The following is a 19,720-nucleotide window of genomic DNA, read 5'->3' on the forward strand; positions in this document are numbered from 1 at the left end:
TCAGGCGCCTCCGCAACGGATGATGGTCTTCAGCCCGTCGACCTTTCCCGCAAGATGCCGTGCGTAAGCCTCCGGGACATCGGCAAGAGGGATCTGCTCGGCGATGAAGGGATCGAGCGCTCCGGTCAGGTCCGGCAGCATGACCGCGATGTCCCTCAGGTCGGAGTCTGTGAAGGCATGACAGCCGAAAAGGGTCGTTTCCCGTTCCACGAGCGACAGTGGGTCGATCACCTTTGCCGACCGTCCGATGCCCACGAGCGCAATGGCTCCGCAGCCGGCAATGTTCTGCACGAGCGAGCCGATGACGGCCTCGTGGCCTGTCGTCTCCACTGCGAAGCGCACCCGCCGACCGCCGAGGCTTTCCAACCCGACAACTTCCGCCCCGGTCGCCGTCGTGACCATTTCGGCGCGGGCGGCGTTTCGTTCCACAATGCTGACCGGGTTGCCCTGCCGACGTGCCAACAAAGCCACGAGCCCGCCGATGGGGCCACAGCCAGTGACGAGGATCTCAGCTCCGTCCGGGGCCGACAGTCTGCGCAGCGCGTGCAGCGCCACCGCCAAAGGCTCCGCCATGGCGAGATGCCGGTCGGGCACGAAGTCCGGGGCCGCGATCACGTTGCGCGCGGGCAGCGTGACGGCCTCGGCGAAGCCGCCGTCGATCGCCTCGCCGAGAAAACCGAGGTTGTCGCAAACCTGCCCCAGCCCGTGCCGGCAGGCGGGGCACGTGCCGCAGGTATATCTGCTGTCGACGATCACGCGCTGACCGGGGGCGACATGGGTCACCCCGTCCCCAGTGGCGGTGACGACGCCGGAAAACTCGTGCCCGGCCACGGACGGCGCCCGGGTGATCCAGGCGCCGGTCCTGAAATTGTGCAGGTCGGAGCCGCAGATCCCGGCGGCGGTGACGGCCAGCGTCACCTCCCCCGCCCGTGGCGGCTGCGGCGGGTCTATCGTCTCGACCCGCAGATCCTGTGTGGCGTGGAGCCTGACTGCCTGCATCGTTCAGCCCTTGAGGTAAGTCCGGCGCAGGTCGCTCACCGCGATCGCGTGGGAGGAGAAGCCTTCGTAATCCGCCAGCGTCTTTGCCGCCTTGGCCATTTCCGGATACCCCTTGGCAGTGACGTAGCCGATGGAGCTCCGGCGCAAGAAGTCGGTCACGGAGAGAGGTCCGTAAGTGGCGGCCCCCATGGACGTCGGCAGCACGGCATTGGGACCAAGAGCGAAGTTCGCGACCGAAACCGGGGTGTGGGTGCCGAGCAGGATCTCCGCCGCGTTTGTGATCTCGCCCAGGTATTCGAACGCCTTCTCCGACAGGATTTCGAGGTGCTCCGGCGCGTATTCGTTCACGAAAGCACAGGCGTCATCCATGGACTCCGCCAGCACGATGCCGCCGGATTGACCCGTCAGGACCGTGCGGGAGAAGCCCACCCTTTGTTCGGTCATCTCGCCCCAAAGCGTCGGCAGCGCCTCCAGCGCCTGCTCCACGACCCGCTCGCTGTCCGTCACCAGCCAGGCGGAACTGTCTGGGCCGTGCTCGGCCTCGATCAGAAGGTCCATCGCGGCCAGCCCGCCATGCACGGTATCGTCGGCAAGGATGATGCTTTCGGAGGGGCCGGCGGGCAGGCCCGGGTCGATCACCCCCGCCAACAACCGTTTCGCCGCCACCACCCAGGGACTGCCGGGCCCCACGATCTTCTGAGCCTTCTTCACCGTCTCGGTGCCGAGCGCGACGGCAGCCACGGCCTGAGCCCCGCCGACCTTGTAGACGGTCTCGACCCCGGCAATCCGGGCAGCGACGAGGGTCGCGGCGTCCACCTTCCCGTCCGGACCTGGGGGCGTCACGATGGCAAGGTGGGGAACGCCGGCCACGACGCCCGGCACGGAGGTCATCATGGTCACCGAGGGAAAGGAACCCTTGCCGCGCGGCACATAGAGCGCCACGGACTCGATGGGCGTGAAGCGGTCACCGGCGAAGGCCCCGGGGCGGATCTCCTTGAGCCACATGGGCTCCGGCGCCTGCTCCTCGTGGAAGGTGCGGATATTGCCGATACCGAAGCGGATCGCTTCGATCACCTCGTCGTCAACGCGGGAGAACGCTTCCTCGAAGTCTTCCTCCGTGACCTGCAGCGTCTCCTTCGTCAGCGGTTCGGCATTGTCGAGTTCGCGGCCAAACCGGACGAGCGCCGCATCGCCTTCTTCGCGAACGGCGTCGATGATCGGCTGCGCCTTTTCGAGGAAGAACGACAGGTCGGCTTCCGAGCGCTTCACCAGGGCGGCGCGTTCCTCGGGCGACAACTCCTTCAGGCGCTGAACGTTCACATCGGACATTTCGGTTCCTTTCTACTCGGCACCGCGCCCATCAGGGCTGCGGGCAAAGGGATCACTTCGACTTGAGGAAAATTTCCAGCCCCACCAGCCGGTCGAGAAGCCAGACCGCAAGAAGCGCGATCACGACGAAGACTGACGAGACGGCGGCCAGGTCCGGCGTGATGATGGAGCGGATGTTGTTGTAAATCTGAACGGGGAGCGTGACGGTGCGCGCGTCTGTCAGGAGCAGGCTCACCAGAAACTCCGTCATCGCCAGCACGAACATCAGCAGCCCGCCGGTGATGACACCGGGCATTACACCCGGCAGGGTCACGTGGAAAAAGGTCTCCACCCGGCCCGCGCCGCAGTTGGCGGCCGCAAGTTCAAGGTCGCCGTCGAGGGAGGCTGCCGAGGACGAGACCGACCAGATGATGAAGGGGATGTTGATGACCGCCAGAGCCACGCCCACGGGCCAGACGCTGCCGAGGATGCGCCAGCTTCCGAAGACGAGCATCATGCCGATGCCCGACCCGATGAGGGGGATCGTGAATGGCAGCAGGAGGTAGACCTGCAAGGCATTGGCGAAGCGCAGGCGATACCGCGTGAGCGCGAGGCCGGCCAGCGTGCCGACGGGCACGGACACCGCTAGGCATATCAGCGACACGATGATCGACCGCCCGAAGGCTTGGCGAAGGTCCCGCGCCAGGGCGATCTCGCCGTACCATTTGAGCGAGAACCCATCGGGAGGAAAAGAAATAATGTTGCCCGCGGTCACCGAGGCTCCGACCACGATCAGCGTGGGCACCGAGAGGATCACGATGCAGAACCAGACGATGCTCCAGAACAGGATGCGTTGCGTCGGGCTGATCATTTCTTGCCTCCCATGCCGAGTGTGCCGGCCCCGAAGACCGCGATGACAATACCGACGAGGATCGAGCCGAGCGCGACCAGCAGCAGCGCCAGTGCTGCGCCCAGCCCCTGGTCCGCCGTGCGGAAGAACTGGTCGTAGATCGCGTTCGCGATGAAATCCTGCGATCCGCCACCGAGCATGGCCGGCATCGCGAAATCCGTTAGCGAGAGCGTGCCGACGACCAGCCCCGCCCCCACCAGCCCCGGCTTCGCCATGGGGATGACCACGTGCCAGAAGGTCCTGACCCAGTTCGCGCCGAGCGAGCTTGCGGCCGTCTCCGTTTCCCGCGGGATGGCGGTGAGCGCGGGCGCCAGCATCAGAACTGCGAAGGGTAGCATGTACTGCACCAGTCCGAACACGACCGCCGGGAAGTTGAACAGCAGCCGCACCGGTTCAACACCGAACAGCCCCAGCACGTCGTTGACCGCCCCGGAGGTGCCCAGCACGATGAGGATGCCATAGGCGCGAACAACCTGCCCGATGAAGAACGGCAGGAAGAGCGCGACGAGCAGCGCCTTTCGAACCGCCGCGCTCGGCGTACGGACCATGATGTAGGAATACGGCAGCGCAAGCAGCAGCGTGAAGAAAACTGTCAGGCCCGCGCCGAGGAGCGACCGCCACAGCACGCGCCAGTAGGTCGCGCTGTCCGCGACCATCTCGTAATTGGCGAGGGTGTATTCTTCCGCCGGCATGAAGGTGGATCGGTCGAGCACATGCAGCGAGCTTTCGGCGATCTGGAACAGCCCGAGGACGAGGATACCGACCAAAAGCAGCGCCGGCATGATCAGCGCCCAGCCTGAATACGGGCTGAGACGCCGGGGCCAGAGCACATCCAGCGCGGCCTCCAAGGCATCCATGATCCGCCACCGCAGCGGGTAGCGGAACGTCTTCGTATCGTTTTCCTGAGACATCGCGCAGGCTTTCCCGTGACGAAGAACAGCGTCGCCCCTGAACCCGTCTCCACGTGTCCAGGCGTGCTCAATGACGCTGTCTTGAAAGATGTTGGGCGCGCCACCTTTAGGCGGCGCGCCGAGGGGCGGCAATTACCCCTGCATGATTTCCTTGAACTTTGCGAACCAGTCGCTCTCGTTCTGGACCTGAACAGCCGAGGAGATCCGGATCAGCCGCTCGAAATCCTCGGGCTCGGTCGGGTACGACGGATCGCCCGCGAGCCCTTCCGGCGGCGTCAGGCCGGGCACGACACCCGGCAGGCCGAGGCCGTCCAGCCAGACCTGCTGGCCTTCCTGCGTGAGCGCCAGGTTGATGTACTGCTTGGCCCAGTACAGCTCGTTTTCCGGCAGGTTCTTCGGAATCCACAGGCAGTCCGTGTCGAACTTGCAGCCCTCCTCCGGCACTGTCCAGGCAAGGTCCACACCGTTGCGCTTCGCCCCGAGGGCGTTGGTCGAGATGGTGCAGGCCGCGTCGATCTCGCCATTCTGGAACCAGGTGGTGAAGTCCGGGTCCTCGCCGAGGAGCGGGTTTTGCTCCTTGATCTGGCGCACGAAGTCCCAGCAGGCGTCCATGTTTTCCGGGATGTCGTCCAGCGATCCCCCGCCGGCGACCTGCGCCGGGAAGTGGAAGCCGATGCCGTCGTTATAGAGCGCGATGCGGCCCTTGAACTTCGGATCGAGCAGGTCTTTCCAGGAGTTCGGCGGGCCGTCCGGGAAGGCGTCCGGGCGATAGGCCAGCACGTAAACGTAGCCGTAGGTGTTGACGAGCGGGTAGCCGTCAAGCCCGACCGGCTTGGCAAGCTCGGTGGTATTGGCAAGGTTGGACAGGTCCGAGAGGTCTTCGGTCACCCCGCGCAGCGCCGATTTCGTGGCGTTTGTGGTTGTGTCCCAGTTGATGTGGATCGGCGGCACACGGCCCTGCGCAACGGCGGCCCAGACCTTCGGCTGGATCTCGTTGTCTTCCGTCAGGTCGTGGCGGACGGCAATCCCCGTCATTTCCGTGAAGGGATCGGACACGCCCTTCTTCAGCGCTTCGACCCATTCGCCACCCCAGGCGCGGACGATGATCTCGGTGGGTTTTTCAGGCTCCTGCGCGAGGAGGCGTGTTGCTGGCAGGCCGGAAAGCAGGGCGGCCCCGCTTGTTGCCATGCCAGCGCGGAGTACGCCGCGGCGGGTAAGCTTGCTCGTCATCGGTAGTCTCTCCTCTGCTGGTGTATCCGCCTGTTCTCAAGCGACGGATTTGAAAATCTTCATGTCGCGCGCGTTCCAACCGATCATGACCGGAGCACCGATGTCGTAGAGGTCGAACGCGTCCGGATCGTGATGGTAGATGCGGAATTCCACCCCCGGAAGCCCGTCCAGCGCCGCGACGTAGAGCAGCCGTTCGCCTTCGAAGATCACATCGTGTATCTTTCCCGGCACGGCCGTATCGCAGCCAGCGAGCGCCTGCGGGTCGGCATCGATGCGGATCTGTTCGGCCCGGATCGCACCGCGCGCGGGCGCGCCCTCGGAAATGTCCGTTGCATGGGTGCCGCGCAGAGTCAGCCCACCGGCACGCAGCCCATCCGAGGTTGCCTCGCCATCGACGAATGTCGATACCCCGAGGAAGCCAGCCACAAAGGGGTTGTCCGGCCGGCGGTAGAGGTCCACCGGCTGGGCATGTTGCTGGATCTTGCCGCCGTCCATCACGATGATGTCGTCGGAAACCACCAGCGCTTCCCGCTGGTCGTGGGTCACGTTGATCGTGGTCACGCCGAGCTCGTGCTGGATACGCCGGAATTCCAACTGCATCTCTTCGCGCAACTTCCGGTCGAGTGCGGCGAGCGGCTCGTCCAGCAGCAAAAGCTCCGGTTCGAACACCAGGGCGCGGGCAATTGCCACGCGCTGCTGCTGGCCGCCGGACAGTTCGTTAATGCGGCGATCTCCGTAGTCCCCAAGCTTCACCAGGTCGAGGAACTCCCGCACCCGGCCGGGGATCGTCTTCGGATTGAAGCGCCGCATCTTCAGCGGGAAGGCCACGTTCTCGGCCGCGGTCATGTGGGGAAACAGCGCGAGCCGCTGGAACACCATACCCACGGAGCGCCGGTGCGGCGGCGTGGCATCGACCGCGCGGCCGTTGATGGTGATCGCTCCCGAGGTCGGTTTCTGGAACCCTGCGATCATCCGCAGCAGCGTCGTCTTGCCGGAGCCGGACGGACCAAGGATCGTCAAAAACCGCCCCGTCTCCAGATCGAAACTCGCGCGGTCCACAGCCAGCGCGCCGCCTCCGAAATCCATCGTCACGTCGCGGACACGCACGGCAACCTTCGGTGGCTCTCCGCGCATCGCCTGCATGGTGCCGGCTGACGGACTTTGGTTCATGGCTTCGTCTTCCTCCGACGTCGGTCTGGCGGGCCCATGCCTAGGAGTCACCCCGCTTTTTGTATATACTTATTCCAGACGAAGCCCCGCATCGGCCCCCGCGCTCGCAGTATGCCTAGATTTGCGCCAAAAATCCGCCATCAATGACTATGCATTGGCCAGTTACATAGTCCGCGGCCGAGGATGCAAGGAACATCGCTGCTCCCTCGAGGTCATCGAGTCGACCCAATCGGCCCAGCGGAACCTTCGCCGTCATCGCTTCTACCCATGCGGGGTCCTCATAGAAGACGCCGGTCAAATCCGTCTTGAAATAGCCCGGCGCAATCGCGTTCACCCGGATTCCCTTGGGCGCCCATTCCGCCGCCAGCGCCCGGGTAATCCCGAGAATCCCGGTCTTGGATGCGCCGTAGGGAACGGCAGTGGGAACGCCAACGTAGGATGTCAGCGACGCCAGGTTCACTATCGCCCCGCCACCGTTTTCCACCATTTTCGCGGCGACAGCCTGCGCGACGAAGAAAGCGCCCTTGAGGTTGGTTCCGACAATCTTGTCCCAAAGCGGCTCGTCGACGTCGAGTGACGCCCGGACTTCCTCCACGCCGGCGTTGTTGATGAGCACGTCCACGCGCGGCAGCCCGGCCAGACGTTCCTGGATCTGGCCGACGTCTCGCTGATCGACGGACAAGCAGTCCACGTCGCACCCCAGCTTCGCGAGTTGGGTGGCAGTATCGTCCAGCGACTCCGCGTTTCGAGCGGTCAGGACCAGATCGGCACCGCTCCGCCCGAATGCCATCGCAAGCGCACGGCCAATGCCGCGACTGGCGCCCGTCACCAACACCCGTCTCCCGGTAAAGTTGTATGTGACGTCCGAGCGACCTTCGGTCTGTTCCATCATGTGCGTCTTCCGATCATTGACCTTGACATGTATAGACATAACCGTGCCTTCTCGCCCCGCATGCGTCAACGGAGATCGACATGGCCTCACCCGAGTTTGCCCTGCGGCCGGAACTGGCAGCACTTCTGCCCTACAATTCCGGGCTTACACTCGCGGACGTTGCCAGTCGATGCGGTGGAAAGACAATCGCCAAGCTCGCGTCCAACGAGAACCCCTACCCGCTCCCGGAAGAAGCGTTGCGCGCGATGCAGGCGGCCATCCGGTCCACGCAGGTCTACCCGGACCCGAGCGCCCGCGACCTTGCCGTGGCGCTCTCCCGACTGACGGGCGTCCCCGCGGCGCGCGTCATCTTCGGGGACGGCTCCGAGGATCTGCTCAACGTGCTGGCCCGCGCCGTGCTGCGACCGGGGGACGAGATTGTCACCCTCTACCCCTCCTTCCCGCTACACGAGGACTATGCGCGGATGATGGGCGCACGGGTTGTTACGATCGACCTGACGGCGGATCGGCGCATCGATATCGACGCCCTGCTGGCTGCCGTGGCCCGTCCCGTCCGGCTGACGATCCTGGCCAACCCGATGAGCCCCGCGGGCCTCTGGCTGACGCCGCAAGAGCTTGACCGGGTGCTTGACGCTCAGCATCCCGAAAGCGTGCTGTGCCTTGACGAGGCCTACGTGGAATATGCGCTTGGGGAAGACTACCTCGCGGGCACTGAGCGACTTGCCGGGCACGACAAACCGCTTCTCGTCCTGCGCACGTTTTCCAAAGCCTACGGACTTGCCGGCTTGCGGATCGGCTATGGTCTGTCGAATTGCGACGACCTGATCCGGGGCATGAACCTCGTCCGCACACCGTTCAACGTCAACGCTGTCGCCCAGGCGGCAGCGCTGGCGGTGCTACGGCATCCGGAGGCGATGCGGGACGCGGTCGCGCGGACACTTGCGGAACGCAGCCGCGTATCCGACGCCCTCCGCGCCCAAGGCCTGGAAGTGCTACCCTCCAAGGGCAATTTCCTGTTCGTGAATGTCGGGGCGCCGGCCGTCGAGATCGCTGATCGCCTGATTGACCACGGGGTGATCGTCAAGCCGTGGAAACAGCCGGGGTATGAGAGCTTCATCCGGGTCTCCATCGGTCTGCCCGCGGAGAACGATCAGTTCCTGAGCGCGCTCGAAACTGTTCTCGGAGACTGACCCCGGAGGCACCGGGCTCGGCGCTCGCCCGGTTGCCCGCTCGCGATCATAAAGTCCGGACCAAGAGGCTCAGCCGCGCCCCTGCCCCGGTGGTGCGTGCGGCGCGAGTTCCGCCACAAGCTGATGCGACTCCCCTGGATAGAGGAGCCGGGCCAATGTCACCCACCCCGCCTCGACCTGCGTCTTGCGCAGGATCTCGAGGCAGGCCGCACCGTCCGGCACCCTGAGAAGCCGCGCGTCCGACCCCTCGGCATTCACCGCGCGCACCTGATGACGCGCCGTCGTCCAGGGCATCGAGGCAAGCAGCCAGTTTCCCGGTACCTCTCGACTGAAGTCCATCCCCGTCGCCTGCGGGACGACCACGGGGTTGATGGCACGCGTTTCCAGGCAAAAAGGTTCGTCGCCAGCATAATGAATGCCCTGCAGGCACAGCGCGTCCGCTTCCTCAGTCGTCGTCCTGGCTCCGAAAAGCCGCAGGTCACTCAACGTCAGGCGACGCAGTTCGTTGCTCAGCAGTTTCCACGAATAAGGGCGCCCAAGGGCGGCGACCTCCTCGGCGATATTGTTGACCTCCAGCACCGCCGACTGCACCCGCGCCTTGGCGACGAACGTCCCGCTGCGTTTGCGGCGGACCAGATACCCCTCCTGCGCAAGCTGCGTCAGGACCTTGTTCATGGTCATCCGGGCGACGCCATAGTCGGCCGCGAGTTCGGTCTCCTTGGCGAGTTGCCGCCCCGGTTCCCATTCCCCGTCGACAATCTTCGTCCGGAAATCGTCGAGGATCCTTCTGTGGAGCGTTTCCGTCGATCCCGAGGGCGGCATGATGGTGGGGCACTCCACTGGCAAGGTACGGCGGCGGTCTCGAGGTCAGCTTTCCATGCTGACCGAGACAAGTACATACATATTTATCCCGCCGCGATCTGACCCAGCCCAAGTCACTCACGCGGCCGAGGCCGGCGGCGCGAACGCCTCCGCCATCCAGGTTTGCTCGCATTTCATCGTTTCGTTCAGGTCCCGATGAAGCTCTTGTAACTCGCGAAGCGTCCAGTCGAACGAAGCGATACGGTCGGTGATCCGGAAGAGGCCGCGCGACAGCGCATCGCGTCGCGCTTGATAGCCCGCAAGCGCGGCATCCGTGCCAGCGATCACGGCGTTCGCGAGGATCTCGGCGTCCCGGAGGGCATCGGTGATCCCATGCGCGGTGTTAGGATCCTTGAAGTACGCGGCATCGCCAACGAGCGCCCAGCCCAGGCCGAAGCTCTCCCGAATATGCCCGTTCGCCCCGCCGAATATGACCGGAGGTTCCATTTGTGTCACGTCCGCCAGACTTTGCCCGAACGCCGCATTCGCCCGGCCGGCGAGGGTCGTCAAAAGCCCCTCCCGGTCGTGTCCACGACGGAGGTGGACGAATTCGTCGCCCCTGACCGAAGCGAAAACGCAGTGGGCAGCCTGATTGGTCGGGATCGCCCCGGCCGTCGTACCGGGGCCGTAATACCAGTGGTAGCCATCCTCCGGCAGGCCGGTGACATAGGCGTAGATGCAGCCGGACCGATGAACGGTCTGTTCCCGGGTCCCTGCCCCGGCCATCCGCGCCACGGAGGACCGGCGGCCGTCGGCGCCGATGACGATCCCACAGGAGACATTGTAGGTTTGCCCGTTGGGGCCGGACAGGACCGCGCCCGTCACCCGTCCTGTCTGCGGGTCACGCAACAACTCGCGCAGCGCCGTGCGATGGCGGACCTCGGCCCCTGCCACGCGGGCGGCATCCACGAGGTGCGCATCCAGAAGGGTCCGTCGCGGAGCGATCAGGAAATCGACGCCAAAGGACGGTCCGATCTCCAAGGGATACGCGGAGGAACCATAGTGAAAGGTGGTCTTGCGCACCCGAGGCGTGCCAGCCGCAACCAGACCGTTTCAAACGCCCCAGCGATCCAGTTGCATGACCGCGCCCCGCATCAGCGCATGGGTCGACTTGGTATCGGTGCCGGCTGCGTCCCGGTCGATAGCCAGAACCTTGAGCCCGGCGCGAGAGAGGAGCATGGCCGTCGCGGCGCCAGCCCACCGGGCGCCGACGACCAATGCATCGAATTGGCCGGGGTCTGGTAGAATGGTCATGGGGTCTCTCCTGTGTCAGGCGGCGTCGCGATGCGAGCGTTCCAGGTGGTGTGCGATGTCCGCGCTTATCTCGCGCGCGTCCTGACCGACGCCGTCGATGAAGGTCGAGTTGCGCCGGCGCATGAAGGGCAAGCCGAGGGTGTAGAGCCCGGGACACGCGGTCAGCCCCCCGGACTGGGCGATCTCGCCGGACCGGTCCAACACCGGAACCTCAAGCCATGGGTAGGTGCGGCGAAAGCCTGTCGCCCAGACGATGGTGCGTATGCCGGCAGTGCGGAGGTCGAGCGCCCGCGTGGCTGCGCCGTCGGGAACAGACAAAGTCGGAGAAGGCGCGGCTGCGGGCGCATCAGCCCCTGTGCGCAGAATGAAATCGTCAATGCGTGCGAGCGTACGCTCCCTGCGCCCCTCCGCCGCCGCCATGTCGGTGGCCAGTGTGTCCGCGATCCGTACGGCGGTACCTTCTACCCCGGTCACGCGCCCTGTGATGGTCGCGCCGAGCCTAGCGAGGGTCATCAAGTCGATGTCCCGTGGCGGCACGGAACCGACCAGTTGCAACGACGGCTGGACCAAAGCCCGGTGCGGGGGCACGGACGGTCGCGCGCCTCCGCCAGAACGCCGCAGCGGTCCAGCCATTCGAGAATATCGCGGCCGCGATACTGCCGCGGAAGGCGCACATGCGCCCCTGCTGCCAACGTGACCGGGCGGCCGGACCGGTGGATCTCTTCAGCCAGTTGCACGCCTGTCGCCGATGCGCCGACCACGAGCACACCGCCCGGTGCCAACTGGTCCGCATGGACGTAATCCGCGGTGGTCACTTGGGAGATCCCGGGCGCGACGGTTTGGGAGAAATGCGGAACGGCGGGGCGGTCGCACGCGCCGGTCGCGATCACGACTGCGCGCGCCGCCCAGCATCCCGTCTGCGTCTCGACGAGGAATCCGCGACCGGATCGACGCACGCTTTCGACGGCGGCAAATTCCTCGACCGGGGCGGCGAAGGACCGCGCATACCGGTTCAGCATACCGACGACATGGTCCTTGTGCATGAAGCCCTCGGGGTCCGCGCCCTCGTAGTGCCAGCCGGGAAGCCGGGTCATCCAGTTGGGCGTGAGCAGGTGCAGCGAGGCCCAGCGTTCGGCCCGCCAGCGCTGCCCCACCGCGCCCCGCTCCAGCAAGACGTGGTCGATTCCGCGATCGGCGAGGCAGCGGCTCATCGCCAGACCGGCCTGGCCGGCGCCGATGATCAGAACATCTGTCTTGCGGATCATGGGGAGGCTCCATGAAGGGCTGGCTGGGCGGTGTTGCGGGCGTTGCGACGGCTTTATCCGTCGGCTCGGGCGATCCAGCCGTCGCGGCGGTCGGGCAGGATCGTGGGAAAGCGGAAGACGCGGCAGACGGCGCGAGTCAAAAGGCTGCCGACGGGCCGCATGGGACCGGTTGAATGGGTCATCGCTGTATCCTCGGGGCGTGGGGATCGTCGACACCGTGTCAGGCACCGCCCCGATTGAACGAGCGACGGGCCGAAGCCCGCCGCGAAACCGGGTCAGGTGGCGACGGCCACGTCGACCTTCGTGCCGTTGGTCAGCATGTCGAAGAAGGCAGACCGCGCAACCGATTGGCGAACGACCTTCTCGAGATCTTCGGCGGCGGCATCGCCCTTGATCCTCACAGTGGCGCGAATGCCCTCGTAGCCGTTGCGCACCTCTTCGTTGAGGCCAAGGATGCCCTGAAGGTCGATGTCGCCCTCGACTGTGGTCTCCACCGATTCCAGATCGATCTGCCGAACGGAGGCGATATTGCCGATGCCGGCGGTGATGCAGGCTGCGAGGGCCGACAGAAGGTACTCGACCGGCGTCGGAGCCTTGTCGGCGCCGCAGAGAACGGCAGGGTGATCGCCTTCCACGACGAAGTCGGCCTCGCGGCCATGCTCCTCGCCCGCCCCAAAATAGCCGTTGATCGCGGCACGGCTATGCGTCCCGCTCACCCACTGGCCCTTGGCGCGAAACTGGAACTTTGCGGCGGCCGGCATTTCTTTGACCACACCGAGGGTGGCCAGAAGGGTGGGAACGTCGACGCCGTTCTTGGCGACCTTGGCGGGCTTTTCCATGACTGTAGCGTTCATCTGTAGGGTGTCCTGTCTGTTGAAATGTTCGTTCGAAGGGGCCGTTTGCTTTCGGCCATGACAGGAGGTGTACGGACCCGGCGTTTCAGAATGCGGTCAGGAACACGGGCATCGTGTATCATGTGTTTCTTTCCCACGGGCTGTGTAACTGGCTGCCAAGGGATTGCCGGAACAGCCTGTGCATTCACATCGCCCCTTCGAGCGCTTTGCACAGGTCGAATTTCCTCCGGCTGGCGTCGAACGTCACACCGGTGCCCGGCTCCCGCGGGCGACCTCTCGCGCCCATGGCCGAAAAAACTGAACCAGTTTGTTCAAGATCAAATCAATAAATTTGAATGTATGCTTATAAGGCCGCAGACGCAGGACTCACCTCCCCTCCGCGACAGAATGGGCACGCGTCCCCGATCGCCGACCGGAGGAAAATCGTGAGGTCTGTCTCAACGACTCCGCGGAGGACTCCATGAGCGACACGTTCGCACCCGCAAAACTCTTCGCCACGATGTTCGTTTTCTGGCTGCTGCTGAACGGCGCGCTGCAGCTGGACGTGATCGTTGTGGGTCTGCTCGTGGCCGGCGGGATCACATACTTTTTCGCAGGAAGCCTGTCCTTCCTGTCCGGCTATCGCGTCTCGGTCGCCTCGGCGAAAGCGACGGCCGGCTATCTGGCCTTCTTCTTCACCGAGCTGGTCCGCGCGAACCTCGCCATGGCCTGGTTGGTGTTGGACCCCGCTCTGCCGATGACGCCCGCCATTGTGAAAGTGCGAACCCGGTTACAGCACCCGGTCGCCCGCCTGCTACTCGCGAACTCGATCACCCTGACCCCCGGCACGCTCTCGGTCGAGCTACGGGGCGAGTGGATCTACGTGCACTGGGTCGTGGCGCAAACGACCGACCCGGAAGCCGCGACGGAGGCCATCGTGGCCGGCTTCGAGAAATACCTGGAGGTGATGTATGACTGACACGCTTCTGCTCCCCGGCGTCATAACGGCGCTCGCGTTCGCCATGGCATTCTGGCGTTTCACCGCCGGTCCGTCCGCAGTGGACCGGGTGGTCGCGTTCGACACGCTCACCGTCATCGCCGTCACGGGTCTGGTCATCACTGCACTCGTCTCCGGCCGCGGCATCTACCTGGACGTGGCGCTGGTCTATGCGCTGCTGTCCTTCCTCGGGGTGATCGTGGCATCCCGCTACCTGGAAGGAGGCGACCGATGATCGCCCTCACCTGGCTCGGCGTCGCGGTGATGACCGCGGGCGTCGTGTTCCTTGCGCTTGGCGGGCTGGGCCTCGTCCGGATGCCAGACACCTACACCCGCATTCAGGCCGGAACCAAGGCTACGACGCTCGGCACCATCCTGTCGCTCTTCGGTGCGGCGCTGATCATGCCTGGCTGGTCCATCAAGCTGCTGCTGATCGCGCTGTTCCTGATGTTCACGAACCCGCTGTCGTCGCAGGTCCTGGCGCGGGCGGCGCACCGGGCCGGTGTGCCCGCGACGGACAAGACAAAGGCCGACGCTTTGGCCGACGATCAGGAGGGTCTCGCATGAGTACGGTGTTGCTGGGTCTGGGACTGGTCGTCGGGCTGGCAATGGTCGGCGCGGCGGCGTTGGCGCTCGTCACCCGCTCGACGGTCACGGCCGTTCTGGCGGCGGGGCTTGTCAGCCTGCTGGCATCCGTCCTCTTCGTGGTGCTGGCCGCGCCCGACGTTGCGATGACAGAGGCGGCCATCGGCTCCGGCCTCACGACCTTCCTTTTCTTCTTCGTCATGGGCCGCATTCGACGGGAGGGCGCGAAATGATCCGCAATGTCCTGATCGCCGGGTTAGTCGCCCTGCTGGGGGTCGCGTTCTGGACGCTGGCCGCCGGCTATGTACCCGATGCAGAGCTGAACCGGACCGCCGCGTACTATGCCGCCAATGCGCAGACCGATGTCGGCGCCCCCAACATCGTCACCGGCATCATCGTCACCTGGCGCGGCCTGGACACGCTGGGCGAGGTGACGGTCCTGTTCCTGACCTCCGCCATCATCGCGCTGGTGCTGGCACAGTCCAAGACACCTCCCGGTGCGTCCGGGGCCGGTTTCCTTCCCTCGGGCGAATTGCTGACGACCGGCTCCCGGATGCTGTTGCCGCTCATCACTCTGCTTGGCGCGTACGTCATCATGAACGGGCACCTGACGCCGGGCGGCGGGTTCCAGGGGGGCGCCATACTAGCCTCCGGTGTGCTTCTGATGCTGCTCGCAGACCCGTCACACCGCTTCGCCCATTCGGTGATCGCCCGCGTGGAAAGCATATCGGGGCTGGCCTACGTGCTCGTCGGCCTCGCCGGCATGGCCCTCGCCGGGGGCTTCCTCGACAACGGCATCCTTCCGCTGGGGCGGTTCGGCGCCATGCTCTCGGCCGGCGCGATCCCCCTTATTTCGGTCCTGATCGGGCTCAAGGTCGGAGCGGAGTTCTCTTCGATCCTGGAAAGCCTCGAAGAAACGGAGGATGCGTGATGGCCCAGATCGCCCTCGCAACCGGCTTCGTGCTGATCCTCGCAGGAATATACGGCGCCCTGACCAACCGTGACATCCTGCGGATGATCGTGGCCTTCACCATTGCCGATACCGGCGTGAACGTCGTGCTCGTCGCGGTGGGGTTCCTGCCCGGCCGCACGGCACCGATCCTCGATGCCGCCGTGCCCGTCGCGCAAGCGGCCGAGCGGATCATCGACCCCGTGCCACAGGCGTTGGTGCTCACCGCCATCGTGATCGGCCTGGGCATCACCGCGCTCATGCTCGCCTACGCCTACCGGCTGTTCCGGCTGCGCGGCAGCCTCGACATCTCGAACTTCACGGAGCTGAAATGGTAAGCCCGGTCCTCATCCTCGCCATCGGCCTCGGCACCGCGTTTTCCCTCGGGCTGATGAAACCGGCCCGCACGAGGGTCCTCTTTGGTATCACGCTGACGGCACTCGGCGTCATGTCGGCAATCGCCCTCGGCTGGACGCTGGCGCTCGCAACCGGCGCGGCACAGACGGCCGAGATCCACACCGCCGGCGTCGCCCCGCCGTTTGCGATCAATTTGCGCGTTGGCCTTCCGGAGGCGGCGCTCTTATCCCTCATCACCCTCACCGGCCTCCTCGCCGCGCTCTCCATGCGCGCGGCGCTGCTGAGGCTCGGACGGGGCAGCCAGGCAGTTCTTCTGGTGCTCGTCATGGCCGTCTCGGGTCTGGTGATGACGCGGGACCTTTTCAACCTGTTTGTCTTCATCGAACTGATTGCCATTGCCACCGCTGGCCTCGTGCTGCTGTCGCAGGATGAGCGCGCCATCGGGGCGGGGTTCAAGTACCTCGTGGTCAGCCAGATCATCTCGATTCTGCTGCTGGTCGGTATTATCTTCACCTACCACGCGACAGGCTCGCTCAATATTGACGACATCACAGTCGCCCCCGTCGCCTTCCGGGGCGCATCGCTGGCGATGTTCCTGCTGCTGATCGCGCTGATCGTGGAATTGAAGCCGTTCCCCGCCAACGGTTGGGCGCTCGACATCTACACCTCCGCCCATCCCGGTTTCTCCGCCCTTTTCTCGGCTGCGACCGGCAGCGCGGCGCTCTTTGTCGTCGACAAGGTCGTGGCCCCGGCCGGAACCGAATGGCTGCCGCTGTTGACCGGCATCGGCCTTTTGAGCTTCGTCGCCTCCAACATCGTCGCGCTCCGGCAGGAGAACGACCGGCGGCTGCTGGGTTACTCCTCGGTCGGGCAACTGGGGCTCATCCTCGCCGTGATCGGCCAGCGGGACGTGCTGGGCGATGCCTACCTCTATGTCGCGGGCGGCCTGATCCTGTCGCACGCGGTTGCCAAGGCCGGGCTGTTCTGGATGTCCTCCATGGTGCGTGGCCGCAAGCTGGAGGACTGGGCCGCGCTGCGGACACGGGCGCCGATGGTGCTGGCCTTTGCGACCTTCGTCGCGATGCTGGTGGGCTTGCCGCCCTTCCCCGGCTTCTATGCCAAATGGGACCTCGCCCAGGCCCTCGTCGCCGCCGGCCGCCTGCCGGTGCTGACGCTGATCCTACTCGGGGTGCTGATCGAATCCGCCTACCTCTTCCGCTGGTTCGGTTACGCCATCAAGCGTGAGGCGGCCGAGAACGGCCTTGCGTCCAATCCAGTCGATTGCGGCATCACCTTCGCCACGGTCGCGGGCGGCTGGGCACTCGGGTACCTTTGGGGCAACGGCCCGGAACAATTCAACCTTCTGGCAACGCTTCCAGCGATTACCGCCGTTGTCTTCATCCTACTGGAACCGCTCGACGCGCGGATCAAGAACGGCCTCGCCATCGCGGCCCTGTTGGGTTGGTTCGCGATGGTGGCCGGCGACTACGACCCCATGCGACTGATCTTCGCCGCCGTGATGATCCCGGGCGGAGCCGTGATCCTCCTCGCCTCTTTCACCGAAAAGGGTCGCAGGCTCGGCTTCTATCCCTCCGCCATGGCCATGTACGCAGGCCTCGCCCTGCTGCTCGAAGCGACGACCTTCTTCGAGTTCTTCGCGGCGTGGGAGGTCATGACGCTCGGCTCCTACTTCCTGATCCTGCGGGGCCGGATGTCCGAACCGCACGCGCTGAGCTACATACTCTTCTCGCTCGGAGGCGCCTTCGCGATCCTGACGGGCTTCGCGCTCGCCTCCGGCGGCGTGCAGCCCCACCCCATCGACGGTCTGCAGGACGTGGCGGCGGCAGACCTGGCGCCGTGGGTGTTCGTCCTGCTCGCCGCGGGGTTCCTGACCAAGACCGCCGCCATGGGCCTGCACATCTGGCTGCCCGGCGCCCATGCCGAGGCGGAGACGGATGTCTCGCCCATGGTCTCGGGCATCCTGCTCAAGGCGGGGCTCTTCGGGCTCTTCCTGATGCTGATGCAGCTCGGACGGCAGAGCCTCTACGGCGTCGATCTGACAGTCGTGCTCGCCTACATCGGCGCGATCTCGGCCTTCCTCGGCGCGGTGCTGGCCGTCTTCCAGGAGGACGCCAAGCGTCTGCTCGCCTACAGCTCGATCAGCCAGATGGGCTATGCGCTCTTCGGAGTCGCGCTGATGAACCACCTAGGCTGGCTGCTGGCCATGATGTTCGTCATCAACCACTACGTCTACAAGTCGATGCTCTTCCTCGCCGTGGGGGGCGTCTACAAGCGCACCCACACCAAACTGATGTACCAGATGGGCGGGTTGATCACCCTGATGCCGTTCAGCTTCGTTTCGGTACTGGTGGGGATCATCGCAATGTCGGGCGTGCCGCCGCTGTCGGGCTTTGGCGGTCGGTGGATCTTCTACAACGCGATCATGGATGCCGACCTGCGCCTGCCGCTGATCCTGATCTTCATGGCCGGGCCGGTGGGCTTCCTTTACCTCTTCCGGCTGATCCACACGATCTTCCTCGGCCAACTCAAGGACCCGCACCGAAAGCTGAAGGAAGCTCCGGTCTGGATCCTGGTCCCGCAAATGATCTTCGTGGCCTTCCTGATCGCCTTTGCCGTTCTGCCCGGGATGGCATTGCAAAAGGTCGACGGATACATCGGCTCGATCTTCGGGGACCAACCGCTGGTCTGGCACGGCCGCGCCATCACGTCGGAGTTCGGGTACTGGAACCCAGTCGCGATCATGGCGGTGATCGTGATGGTCTTCGTGGCGGTCTTCGCAATCCTGATCGCCAAGAACCACGACGCCCAGATGGTGAAGCAGTTCAACATCGTCTTCTCGGCCGAACGTCCCTATCGCCCGGAGACGACGCACTTCGCGTGGAACTTCTTCGCCCCCTATCGCAAGGCGATGGGGTTCCTTGAAACGCCAGTGGTCACGTCCTTCTGGGGCGGTGTGACGGGTGGCATCAACGGCGCGGGCGAATTCACCCGGCGCTTCTACAGCGGAAACGGCCAGACCTACGCGGCGCATGTGCTGCTGTTCGTGGTCGCCGTCTACCTGATCGCGATGGGAGGCATCGCATGACCTTCGAGTGGATACAGATCCCCTACGCGCTGCTGACGCTTTTCATCATCCTGAACTACGGGCTGCTGATGACGGCGGTGGTGCGCAAGCTTGCAGCACGGGTCGGCGGGCGGCCGGGCATACCGGTCTACCAGAACTACATCGACCTGGTGAAGAACTTTGCGCTCCGCTCGAAAATCTCGCACGGGGTCATGTACTACCTTGGGCCTGTCTTCCGGCTGACTGGCGGCATCGGTCTCATCCTTTTCGTGCCGACGATCTATGGATCGAGTTGGGCGCAGAACTTCGCCTTCGCGGGTGACCTGGTGCTGGCGCTCTACTTCGTCTTCTTCGGCACGCTTGGCATGGCGCTCGGTGCGGGTGAAAGTGGGCATCCGCATTCCGCTATCGGTGTCTCACGCGGCCTCAGCCAGGTGACGATGGCCGAGCTTCCGCTGGCGCTCGCGGTCTATGCCATCGCGGTGCAGTACCAGACGCTCTCGATCACCGAGATCGTCGCAGCCCAGCAAGGCGGCCTCTTCAACTGGACGCTGTTCACCAACCCGCTTGCCGTCGTCGCAGCAATGTTCGCCTTCGTCGGCACGATGATGCGCTCGCCCTTCGACGTGGTGCTGGCACCACAAGAGATCCCGATCGGCCCGCCGACGGAATACCATTCGGCCTACCTCGCGCTGATGCAGACCAACCGCGCGATCTTCCCTATCGCGAAGACGATCATCTACATGAACCTCTTCTTCGGCGGGGCGACCAGCTGGGCGGAATTCGCGATCAAGGCGTTCCTGCTGTACATGATCCCGGCCGTGATCGGCGTGGTGCACCCGCGCTTCCGGGTCGAGCAATCTATCCGCTTCTTCCTCAAATGGGGCCTGCCCGTGGGCGTGCTGGCCATCCTGACGGTGTGAG

At 65.0% G+C, this 19,720-nt stretch carries 21 protein-coding genes and 1 pseudogene; 9 read left to right on the forward strand and 13 right to left on the reverse strand.

Translation table 11 applies throughout. The annotated features are described in order from the left end of the window. The 7 genes from BM075_RS07830 to BM075_RS07860 all read right to left on the reverse strand — a co-directional run bounded on the left by BM075_RS07830 (nt 1) and on the right by BM075_RS07860 (nt 7,459). On the reverse strand, nt 1-999 hold the full coding sequence (locus tag BM075_RS07830; protein WP_093360113.1) for a zinc-dependent alcohol dehydrogenase: 999 nt from the start codon (nt 997-999) through the stop codon (nt 1-3). Nucleotides 1,000-1,002: 3 nt separating this feature from the next. Further along, nucleotides 1,003-2,328: a histidinol dehydrogenase gene (gene hisD, locus BM075_RS07835; protein WP_093360114.1), complete on the reverse strand. Its 1,326-nt coding sequence runs from the start codon at nt 2,326-2,328 to the stop codon at nt 1,003-1,005. A gap of 52 nt (nt 2,329-2,380) precedes the next feature. Continuing rightward, nucleotides 2,381-3,178 carry an ABC transporter permease gene (locus tag BM075_RS07840; protein WP_093360115.1) on the reverse strand — a complete coding sequence of 266 codons (798 nt, stop codon included), beginning with the start codon at nt 3,176-3,178 and terminating at the stop codon, nt 2,381-2,383. Further along, nucleotides 3,175-4,128 (reverse strand): ABC transporter permease, encoded by a 954-nt coding sequence (locus tag BM075_RS07845; protein WP_093360116.1) that lies wholly within the window; start codon nt 4,126-4,128, stop codon nt 3,175-3,177. Before BM075_RS07845 ends, BM075_RS07840 begins: the two co-directional genes overlap by 4 nt. Before the next feature lie 132 nt (nt 4,129-4,260). Continuing rightward, nucleotides 4,261-5,358 carry an ABC transporter substrate-binding protein gene (locus BM075_RS07850; protein WP_093360117.1) on the reverse strand — a complete coding sequence of 366 codons (1,098 nt, stop codon included), beginning with the start codon at nt 5,356-5,358 and terminating at the stop codon, nt 4,261-4,263. 36 nt (nt 5,359-5,394) lie between these two features. Further along, nucleotides 5,395-6,528 (reverse strand): ABC transporter ATP-binding protein, encoded by a 1,134-nt coding sequence (locus BM075_RS07855; protein WP_245758778.1) that lies wholly within the window; start codon nt 6,526-6,528, stop codon nt 5,395-5,397. Nucleotides 6,529-6,643: 115 nt separating this feature from the next. Beyond that, complete coding sequence (locus tag BM075_RS07860) at nt 6,644-7,459, reverse strand: SDR family NAD(P)-dependent oxidoreductase (RefSeq protein ID WP_245758779.1); 816 nt, start codon at nt 7,457-7,459, stop codon at nt 6,644-6,646. A gap of 41 nt (nt 7,460-7,500) precedes the next feature. Between BM075_RS07860 and hisC the strand changes: the two genes are divergently transcribed. Next, on the forward strand, nt 7,501-8,610 hold the full coding sequence (gene hisC / locus BM075_RS07865; RefSeq protein ID WP_093360118.1) for a histidinol-phosphate transaminase: 1,110 nt from the start codon (nt 7,501-7,503) through the stop codon (nt 8,608-8,610). 69 nt (nt 8,611-8,679) lie between these two features. On the opposite strand, the gene BM075_RS07870 is transcribed toward hisC, so the two are convergent. From BM075_RS07870 to BM075_RS07885, 6 genes and pseudogenes are all read right to left on the reverse strand, one after another. Continuing rightward, a complete protein-coding gene (locus BM075_RS07870) occupies nt 8,680-9,432 on the reverse strand; it encodes a histidine utilization transcriptional repressor HutC (protein ID WP_093360119.1) in 753 nt (250 codons plus the stop codon). A gap of 117 nt (nt 9,433-9,549) precedes the next feature. Then, nucleotides 9,550-10,725 (reverse strand): annotated as a pseudogene (locus tag BM075_RS07875) (NAD(P)/FAD-dependent oxidoreductase). 15 nt (nt 10,726-10,740) lie between these two features. Further along, complete coding sequence (locus BM075_RS24625; protein ID WP_218152832.1) at nt 10,741-11,238, reverse strand: hypothetical protein; 498 nt, start codon at nt 11,236-11,238, stop codon at nt 10,741-10,743. Beyond that, nucleotides 11,238-11,990, reverse strand: a complete 753-nt coding sequence (locus tag BM075_RS24630; RefSeq protein ID WP_218152833.1) for a flavin-containing monooxygenase — start codon at nt 11,988-11,990, stop codon at nt 11,238-11,240. Before BM075_RS24630 ends, BM075_RS24625 begins: the two co-directional genes overlap by 1 nt. Before the next feature lie 53 nt (nt 11,991-12,043). Then, entirely contained in the window at nt 12,044-12,172 is a 129-nt protein-coding gene (locus tag BM075_RS24985; protein WP_281244925.1) for a hypothetical protein, read from the reverse strand. A 93-nt stretch (nt 12,173-12,265) separates the two neighbouring features. After that, on the reverse strand, nt 12,266-12,844 hold the full coding sequence (locus tag BM075_RS07885; protein WP_093360120.1) for an OsmC family protein: 579 nt from the start codon (nt 12,842-12,844) through the stop codon (nt 12,266-12,268). A gap of 460 nt (nt 12,845-13,304) precedes the next feature. Here BM075_RS07885 and BM075_RS07890 point away from each other — a divergent pair, with 460 nt between their 5' ends. From BM075_RS07890 to BM075_RS07925, 8 genes are read left to right on the forward strand one after another with little or no spacing between them, the layout of a single operon-like run. Then, nucleotides 13,305-13,802, forward strand: coding sequence for a Na+/H+ antiporter subunit E (locus tag BM075_RS07890; protein ID WP_093360121.1), 498 nt, complete (start codon nt 13,305-13,307; stop codon nt 13,800-13,802). Next, nucleotides 13,795-14,055, forward strand: a complete 261-nt coding sequence (locus tag BM075_RS07895) for a monovalent cation/H+ antiporter complex subunit F (protein WP_093360122.1) — start codon at nt 13,795-13,797, stop codon at nt 14,053-14,055. The genes BM075_RS07890 and BM075_RS07895 overlap by 8 nt, the downstream gene beginning before the upstream one ends. Then, complete coding sequence (mnhG, locus tag BM075_RS07900) at nt 14,052-14,387, forward strand: monovalent cation/H(+) antiporter subunit G (protein WP_093360123.1); 336 nt, start codon at nt 14,052-14,054, stop codon at nt 14,385-14,387. Before BM075_RS07895 ends, mnhG begins: the two co-directional genes overlap by 4 nt. Further along, nucleotides 14,384-14,638, forward strand: a complete 255-nt coding sequence (locus tag BM075_RS07905; RefSeq protein ID WP_093360124.1) for a hydrogenase subunit MbhD domain-containing protein — start codon at nt 14,384-14,386, stop codon at nt 14,636-14,638. Before mnhG ends, BM075_RS07905 begins: the two co-directional genes overlap by 4 nt. After that, on the forward strand, nt 14,635-15,336 hold the full coding sequence (gene mbhE / locus BM075_RS07910) for a hydrogen gas-evolving membrane-bound hydrogenase subunit E (RefSeq protein ID WP_093360125.1): 702 nt from the start codon (nt 14,635-14,637) through the stop codon (nt 15,334-15,336). The genes BM075_RS07905 and mbhE overlap by 4 nt, the downstream gene beginning before the upstream one ends. Next, the gene (locus BM075_RS07915) at nt 15,336-15,692 is read left to right on the forward strand and encodes a sodium:proton antiporter (RefSeq protein ID WP_093360126.1); all 357 of its coding nucleotides are present in this window, start codon (nt 15,336-15,338) and stop codon (nt 15,690-15,692) included. The genes mbhE and BM075_RS07915 overlap by 1 nt, the downstream gene beginning before the upstream one ends. Then, on the forward strand, nt 15,686-18,817 hold the full coding sequence (locus tag BM075_RS07920) for a proton-conducting transporter transmembrane domain-containing protein (RefSeq protein WP_093360127.1): 3,132 nt from the start codon (nt 15,686-15,688) through the stop codon (nt 18,815-18,817). The genes BM075_RS07915 and BM075_RS07920 overlap by 7 nt, the downstream gene beginning before the upstream one ends. Further along, entirely contained in the window at nt 18,814-19,719 is a 906-nt protein-coding gene (locus BM075_RS07925; RefSeq protein ID WP_093360128.1) for a respiratory chain complex I subunit 1 family protein, read from the forward strand. Before BM075_RS07920 ends, BM075_RS07925 begins: the two co-directional genes overlap by 4 nt. The last annotated feature ends 1 nt before the right edge of the window (nt 19,720 follow it).

Source organism: Tropicimonas isoalkanivorans (genome assembly GCF_900112335.1).
GTDB lineage: Bacteria > Pseudomonadota > Alphaproteobacteria > Rhodobacterales > Rhodobacteraceae > Tropicimonas > Tropicimonas isoalkanivorans.